Annotated in this window: 9 protein-coding genes; 3 read left to right on the forward strand and 6 right to left on the reverse strand. The window is 69.7% G+C overall.

The genetic code is table 11. The annotated features are described in order from the left end of the window. Both AAG801_RS39305 and AAG801_RS39310 read right to left on the reverse strand, forming a co-directional pair. A partial coding sequence (locus AAG801_RS39305; RefSeq protein WP_341893303.1) for an acyl-CoA dehydrogenase family protein occupies window positions 1-768 on the reverse strand: 768 nt, incomplete at its 3' end. A gap of 19 nt (window positions 769-787) precedes the next feature. Further along, on the reverse strand, window positions 788-1240 hold the full coding sequence (locus tag AAG801_RS39310; RefSeq protein WP_341893304.1) for a PaaI family thioesterase: 453 nt from the start codon (window positions 1238-1240) through the stop codon (window positions 788-790). A gap of 145 nt (window positions 1241-1385) precedes the next feature. Between AAG801_RS39310 and AAG801_RS39315 the strand changes: the two genes are divergently transcribed. Both AAG801_RS39315 and AAG801_RS39320 read left to right on the forward strand, forming a co-directional pair. After that, window positions 1386-2678 carry a solute carrier family 23 protein gene (locus tag AAG801_RS39315; RefSeq protein ID WP_341893305.1) on the forward strand — a complete coding sequence of 431 codons (1293 nt, stop codon included), beginning with the start codon at window positions 1386-1388 and terminating at the stop codon, window positions 2676-2678. Between the two features lie 100 nt (window positions 2679-2778). Continuing rightward, entirely contained in the window at window positions 2779-3051 is a 273-nt protein-coding gene (locus AAG801_RS39320; RefSeq protein ID WP_341893306.1) for a hypothetical protein, read from the forward strand. 15 nt (window positions 3052-3066) lie between these two features. On the opposite strand, the gene AAG801_RS39325 is transcribed toward AAG801_RS39320, so the two are convergent. Further along, the gene (locus tag AAG801_RS39325) at window positions 3067-3495 is read right to left on the reverse strand and encodes a MerR family DNA-binding transcriptional regulator (protein WP_341893307.1); all 429 of its coding nucleotides are present in this window, start codon (window positions 3493-3495) and stop codon (window positions 3067-3069) included. Between the two features lie 56 nt (window positions 3496-3551). Between AAG801_RS39325 and AAG801_RS39330 the strand changes: the two genes are divergently transcribed. Beyond that, window positions 3552-4610: an MBL fold metallo-hydrolase gene (locus AAG801_RS39330; RefSeq protein ID WP_341893308.1), complete on the forward strand. Its 1059-nt coding sequence runs from the start codon at window positions 3552-3554 to the stop codon at window positions 4608-4610. Between the two features lie 27 nt (window positions 4611-4637). Here AAG801_RS39330 and AAG801_RS39335 read toward each other — a convergent pair whose 3' ends face one another. From AAG801_RS39335 to AAG801_RS39345, 3 genes are all read right to left on the reverse strand, one after another. Continuing rightward, a complete protein-coding gene (locus AAG801_RS39335) occupies window positions 4638-5186 on the reverse strand; it encodes a DUF456 domain-containing protein (protein WP_341893309.1) in 549 nt (182 codons plus the stop codon). Between the two features lie 63 nt (window positions 5187-5249). Next, entirely contained in the window at window positions 5250-6164 is a 915-nt protein-coding gene (locus AAG801_RS39340) for a polysaccharide deacetylase family protein (RefSeq protein ID WP_341893310.1), read from the reverse strand. Continuing rightward, window positions 6164-6541 (reverse strand): FCD domain-containing protein (locus AAG801_RS39345; RefSeq protein WP_341893311.1); only part of this gene is annotated, 378 nt, incomplete at its 5' end. The genes AAG801_RS39340 and AAG801_RS39345, both read right to left, overlap by 1 nt.

A 6541-nucleotide genomic window follows, 5' to 3' on the forward strand; every position in this document is an offset into this window, starting at 1 on the left:
GATCGGGCCGGCGGCGAGCACCGCGCGCTCGTAGTCCAGGCCCGACATCAGCACCTTGGCGCCGCCGTTGAGCGAGCCCAGCACGTTCTCCGCCGGCACCTCGACGTTGTTGAACACCATCTCGCCGGTGTGGCTGCCGCGCATGCCCAGCTTGTCGAGCTTCTGCGCGGTGCTGAAACCCTTCATGCCCTTCTCGACGATGAAGGCGGTGACGCCGCGCGCGCCCAGTTCGGGCTCGGTCTTGGCGTAGACCACCATGGTGTCGGCGTCCGGGCCGTTGGTGATCCACATCTTGGTGCCGTTGAGCAGGTAGTAGCCGCCCTTGTCCTGCGCCTTCAGCTTCATGCTGATGACGTCGGAGCCGGCGCCCGGCTCGCTCATCGCCAGCGCGCCGACATGCTCGCCGCTGATCAGCTTCGGCAGGTACCTGCGGCGCTGCGCCTCGCTGCCGTTGCGCTTGATCTGGTTGACGCACAGGTTGCTGTGCGCGCCGTAGGACAGGCCCACCGAGGCGCTGGCGCGGCTGATCTCCTCCATCGCGATCATGTGCGCGAGGTAGCCCATGCCGGCGCCGCCGTACTCCTCCGGCACGGTGATGCCGAGCACGCCGAGTTCGCCCATCTTGCGCCACAGGTCCATCGGGAACTGGTCCGACTTGTCGATCTCGCCTGCGCGCGGCGCGATCTCGGCATCGGCGAAGGCACGCACCGCGTCGCGCAGCGCGTCGATGTCCTCGCCGAGCTGGAAGTTCAGGCCTGGAAGGTTCATGGCTTCGTCTCCTGGTGTCCTAGTGTTTGAGCGCCTCGCGGCCGCGCACCGTCATGATCGTCGCGGTCATCGTGGCGATCAGCTTCTGGTTCGATCCATCTTCGTCGTGCTGCGTCGCCCGCCCGTCGACCACGCTGATGGTTCGCCCCGGCTTGATCACCACACCCTCGAAGCGGAAGCGCGGCCCGCGCGCCGGCGCGATCAGGTTGATCTTGAACTCGATGGTGAGCACCGCGGCGTCGTCAGGCATCAGTGAAAACGCCGCGTAGCCGCAGGCCGAGTCGAGCGCACACGAGACCATGCCGGCATGGATGAAGCCATGCTGCTGCGTCAGCGTGTCCTTGTGCGCCATTGCCAGCACCACGCGGCCGGGTTCGACCGACTCCAGCGTCGCCCCCAGCGTGGCCATCGCGGCCTGGCGGGCGAAGGAGTCGCGGGTGCGCTGGGCGTAGGCATCGTCGTGAGGCTTCATCGCTCGCTCCGTGGTGGCGCTTGATTGACGTTTACGTAAACGTTAATCATAGCCATGAGTCCGGTCGCACGCTTTCGGTGCATCCCCCTACACTGCCGCGGCTGCCCACCGGCGGCACACAACAAACACGATGAGGAGATCCCCCATGAGCCTGTTCCCGCAATGGCGAGAAGTCGCTGCCACCCCCGGCGCCGTGGTCGCCCCCGACGAGCGCCTGCCCTGGCCGCAGACCGCGGCGCTGGGCGTGCAGCATGTGATCGCGATGTTCGGCGCCACCGTGCTCGCCCCGATCCTGATGGGCTTCGACCCCAACGTCGCCATCCTGATGAGCGGCATCGGCACGCTGATCTTCTTCGTGATGGTCGGCGGCCGGGTGCCGAGCTACCTGGGCTCGAGCTTCGCCTTCATCGGCGTGGTCATCGCCGCCACCGGCTACGCCGGCCCGGGGCCGAACGCCAACCTCGGCGTCGCGCTGGGCGGCATCATCGCCTGCGGCGCGCTGTACACGCTGATCGGCGTGCTGGTGATGGGCATCGGCACGAAGTGGATCGAGTCGCTGATGCCGCCGGTGGTCACCGGCGCGGTGGTTGCGGTGATCGGCCTGAACCTCGCCGGCATCCCGATCAAGAACATGGCGCCGACCGGCTTCGACGCCTGGATGCAGGCAGTGACCTTCGTCAGCGTCGGCCTCGTGGCCGTGTACACGCGCGGCATGACGCAGCGCCTGCTGATCCTCGTCGGCCTGATCCTGGCCAGCATCGTCTATGCGGTCCTCACCAACGGCCTCGGCCTGGGCAAGCCGATCGACCTGGCCGGCCTGGCCAACGCCGCCTGGTTCGGCGCGCCGAACTTCGCCGCGCCGGTGTTCGACGGCAAGGCCATGCTGCTGATCGCCCCGGTGGCGATCATCCTCGTGGCCGAGAACCTCGGGCACATCAAGGCCGTCAGCGCAATGACCGGGCGCGACCTCGACCCGTACATGGGCCGCGCCTTCGTCGGTGACGGCGTGGCGACCATGGTCTCGGGTGCCTCCGGCGGCACCGGCGTGACCACCTACGCCGAGAACATCGGCGTGATGGCCGCCACCAAGATCTACTCGACGGCGATGTTCGTCGTCGCCGCGCTGATCGCCATCCTGCTCGGCTTCAGCCCGAAGTTCGGCGCACTGATCCAGGCCATTCCACTGGCGGTGATGGGCGGCGTGTCGATCGTCGTGTTCGGTCTGATCGCGGTGGCCGGCGCGAAGATCTGGGTCGACAACAAGGTCGACTTCTCGGACAACACCAACCTGATCGTCGCCGCGGTGACGCTGGTGCTGGGCACGGGGGACTACACGCTGAAGTTCGGCGGCGAATCGACGAGCTTTGCGCTCGGCGGCATCGGCACCGCCACCTTCGGCGCTATCGCGCTGCACGCGCTGCTGCGCCGACGCAGCTGAACAAGTTCCGCGGCGGCGCTTGTCGGAAAGCAAGCGCCGGCGCACGCGTCGCGTCTAGATTGCTCGCACTGGCGCCACCTGTCGCGCCGTGGAGATGGCGATGATCACGTTCGTTCGCGCACAGACCTGGGCCACCGCCATCGCGGCTGCGCTGCTTCTCGGCGGTTGCGCCGGGCACGGTCACGGCATGCACGGCATGCATGGCGCCGGAGCCGGCCCGGGCGGTGCCTGCCCGATGCACGCCGACATGCAGCAGAAGATGGCTGCGGCGAAGACGCCGGAGGAGCGCCAGGCGCTGATGGCCGAGCACCACCGGAGCATGGGCATGTCCGGCGGCACGCAGTGCCCGATGATGCAGCCGCCGGCAAAGTAGGCCGGCCAGACGCACTCAGCCGGCCTTGCGCCGTTCGCCCTCGGCAAGCAGGCGGCGCGCTTCCTTCTCGTGGGCGCGCACCTCGTCGAGCGTGGCGTCGAGGTCGGCCATCTGCTGCTCGAGCTGTGCGCGGTGCGCCGCCAGCACGACGAGGAATTTCTTCAGCTGCGGCTGGGTGTCGCGCGGCGACTCGTACATGTCGACGAGTTCCTTCACTTCCGCGAGTGTCAGGCCGAGGCGCTTGCCGCGCAGCGTCAGCTTGAGCCGCGTGCGGTCACGTGCGGTGTAGACGCGGTTGCGCCCGCTGCGCTGCGGCGTGATCAGCCCGCAGTCCTCGTAGAAGCGGATCGCGCGGGTGGTCAGGTCGAATTCGCGCGCCAGCTCGCCGATGGTGTAGGTCACGGCGGAGGGGGGCGACGCTTGGGAGACAGCGGCTGCGGGCATGGCGACTTACACTGGCTCGGTTGACGTTTACGTCAAGTGTAGCGAAGCCCGCCCCCATGAACCTCGACGAAGCCCAGCTCCTCTACCCCTTCGGCGACACCCTGCCAACCATCGGCGCGACGCTCGAGGTCGCCCCGGGCGTGCGCTGGCTGCGCATGCCGCTGCCCTTTGCGCTGGACCACATCAACCTGTGGCTGCTGCGTGACCGCGACGAGGCCGGCCGCGAAGGCTGGGCGATCGTCGACTGCGGCATCGCCAGCGACGCCACCCGCACCGCCTGGGAGCAGGTGTTCGCGAACGAGCTGCAGGGCCTGCCGGTGCTGCGCGTGATCGTCACCCACATGCACCCCGACCACATCGGCCTGGCGCACTGGCTGACCGAACGTTTCGGCGTGCGGCTGTGGATCAGCGCGACCGACTTCAACGCCGCGCGGCTGGCCAGCCAGTCGACCACCGGCTTCGGCGGCGACGATGCGGCCGCCTTCATGGCCAGCCATGGCCTGGCCGACCCGGAGGCGGTGGAGAAGGTGCGCCGGCGCAGCAACTACTACGCGAGCATGGTGCCTCAGGTGCCGGTGCGCTTTCGCCGCCTGATGGACGGTGCCGAACTGCGCATCGGCGATCACGACTGGCGCTGCCACGCCGGCTACGGCCACGCGCCGGAGCACATCGCGCTGCACAGCCGCGCGCTGGGCGTTCTGATCAGCGGCGACATGGTGCTGCCGCGCATCTCGACCAACGTCAGCGTGATCGACCTCGAGCCCGAGGCCGACCCGCTGCCGCTGTACCTCGACTCGATAGCGCGCCTGGAGGCGCTGCCCGCCGACACGCTGGTGCTGCCCTCACACGGCAAGCCCTTCCGCGGCCTGCACGCGCGCATCGGCCAGCTCGCCGCCCACCATGACGAGCGTTTCGCCGACCTGCGCGCCGCCTGCGCACGCGAGCCGCAGACGGCGGCCAGCCTGCTGCCGGTGCTGTTCCGCCGGCCGCTGGACCTGCACCAGACCACCTTCGCGATGGGCGAATCGATCGCGCACCTGAACGCGCTGTGGCACCGCGGCGAACTGCGCCGGACGCGCGGCGACGACGGCGTCTACCGGTTCTCGCCGGCATGACCTCGCCAACCTGAGCGCCCTGACCGGCTAAACCATGTAGGCGACGGCGAACACGCCGATCATCAGGAACACCAGCACCACCTTCACGACGGTGCCGAGCAACTGGCCGATCCAGGTGGCCACGCCGACGCGCGCCGCCTGGCGGCCGGCCATCGCATGGTCGGCCGCGCTGGCGAAGCCGCCGTTGCGGCGCTGCTGGTGCCAGTACTCGCCGGCGGCCGCGCCGACCAGCGGCATGAACAGCAGGCCGACGAAGCCCATCAGGATGCCGAGCACCGTGCCGATCGCCGCGCCGGCCACGGCCGCCGGGCTGGCGCCGGCCTTCTTCGCGCCGAGCAGGGCGGCCACGTAGTCGGTCGCCCAGGCCAGCACGGCGAGCACGGCGATGACGCCGACCGTCCAGCCCGACACCTTGGCGAAGCCATCGATCCACGCGCCCAGCGCGGCACCGGCCAGAACGAGGATGGCCCCCGGCAGCACCGGCAGGATCACACCGGCCAGCCCCACCGCCATCAGCGAGATCGCGAGCAGCCACCACCAGGGACTGGCCGAGACCAGCGTCACCGATTCGATCATCGTGTCGACTCCTGCGGCGCACCGTTGCCCGCAGTTCCGCAGATGGCGGCAGCTTGCCGCGAATCAAGCCGCCGGGCCGGCCACCGCATCGACGATGGCCCCCGGCGTGGTCACCCAGACCTCGCTGTCCGGGCGGCCGACGATGTGCTTCAGCGCACGGCGCAGGTGGCGCAGCCGGTAGGGCTGGCCGACCAGGTAGGGGTGCAGCGCCAGGCCCATCACCAGCGCGGGGGCGTCGTCGCCGCGCTGCGTCTGTTCGAGCATCTCGTCGAACTGGTCGACGATCATCTGCGCGAAGTCCTTGCCGTCCATCTGGCGCGCCACAATCATCGGGATGTCGTTGAGTTCCTGCGGGTAGGGCACGGACCACAGCGTGCCGCCGCTGCGCGTGCGCATCGGCACCGGCTGGTCGTCGTGGCACCAGTTCAGCGTGTAGCGGTAGCCGGTCTCCTGGAGCAGATCGGGCGTCAGCGGGCTCTCGGAGATCCACGGCGACAGCCAGCCCTGCGGCGCGCGGCCCTGCGCCTCGCGCATGCGCTCGCGGCAGTGCAGCAGCAGCGCACGTTCATCGGCCTCCGGCCAGCCGCCCTGCCGCTCGGCGTTGCTGTGGCCGTGGCCGATCAACTCGTCCCCGCGCTCCGCGAAGGCCTGCACGACCTGCGGGCAGTGGTCGTACAGCGCCGTGTTGACCAGCGCGCCGACCGGCAGCGAGAGGTCGTCGAACAGGTCCAGGCAGCGCCACACACCGACGCGGTTGCCGTACTCGCGCCACGTGTAGTTCAGCACGTCGAGCGGCGCCGAGGGCGCCAGCGTCGCACCGAGTCCTTCGCCGAAAGCGAAGTGTTCGATGTTGAAGCCGATGTAGAAGGCCAGCTTGGCGCCGCCCGGCCAGGTGAAGCGCAAGCGCTCGCCGATGGCGGAATAGTCGAAGCGGCCGTGGCCGCGGAGCGGGCCGAAGCGTCTTGCTGGAGCAGGCATCAGGACTCCCGGTAGGGCGCGAACACATCGCGCAGGGCCGGCGCCGCGCGCACGGCCGGGGTGTCCAATGATCGCTCGATCTCGTTGAGGTGGCGGCGCATCTCGGCGGCGGCCCCCGCAGCCGTCGCGCCCTGCAGCGAGTCGAGCAACGCGCGGTGGCCATGGGCGACGCACATCGGCTCGCCCGGCGCCTTGTACAGCGCCATCAGCAGCGAGGTGGTCGGCAGCAGTTCCTCGATCATGCGCACGAACAGCGGGTTGCCGCTGGCACGCGCCAGCGCCAGGTGGAACTCGCCGGACAGGCGGATCGCGTCGCGGTGGTCCCCCGCCGCGGTGGCGCGCTCCTCGGCGTCGACGATGCGGCGCAGGGCGCTGCG

It is taken from the genome of Variovorax sp. YR752, assembly GCF_943372545.1.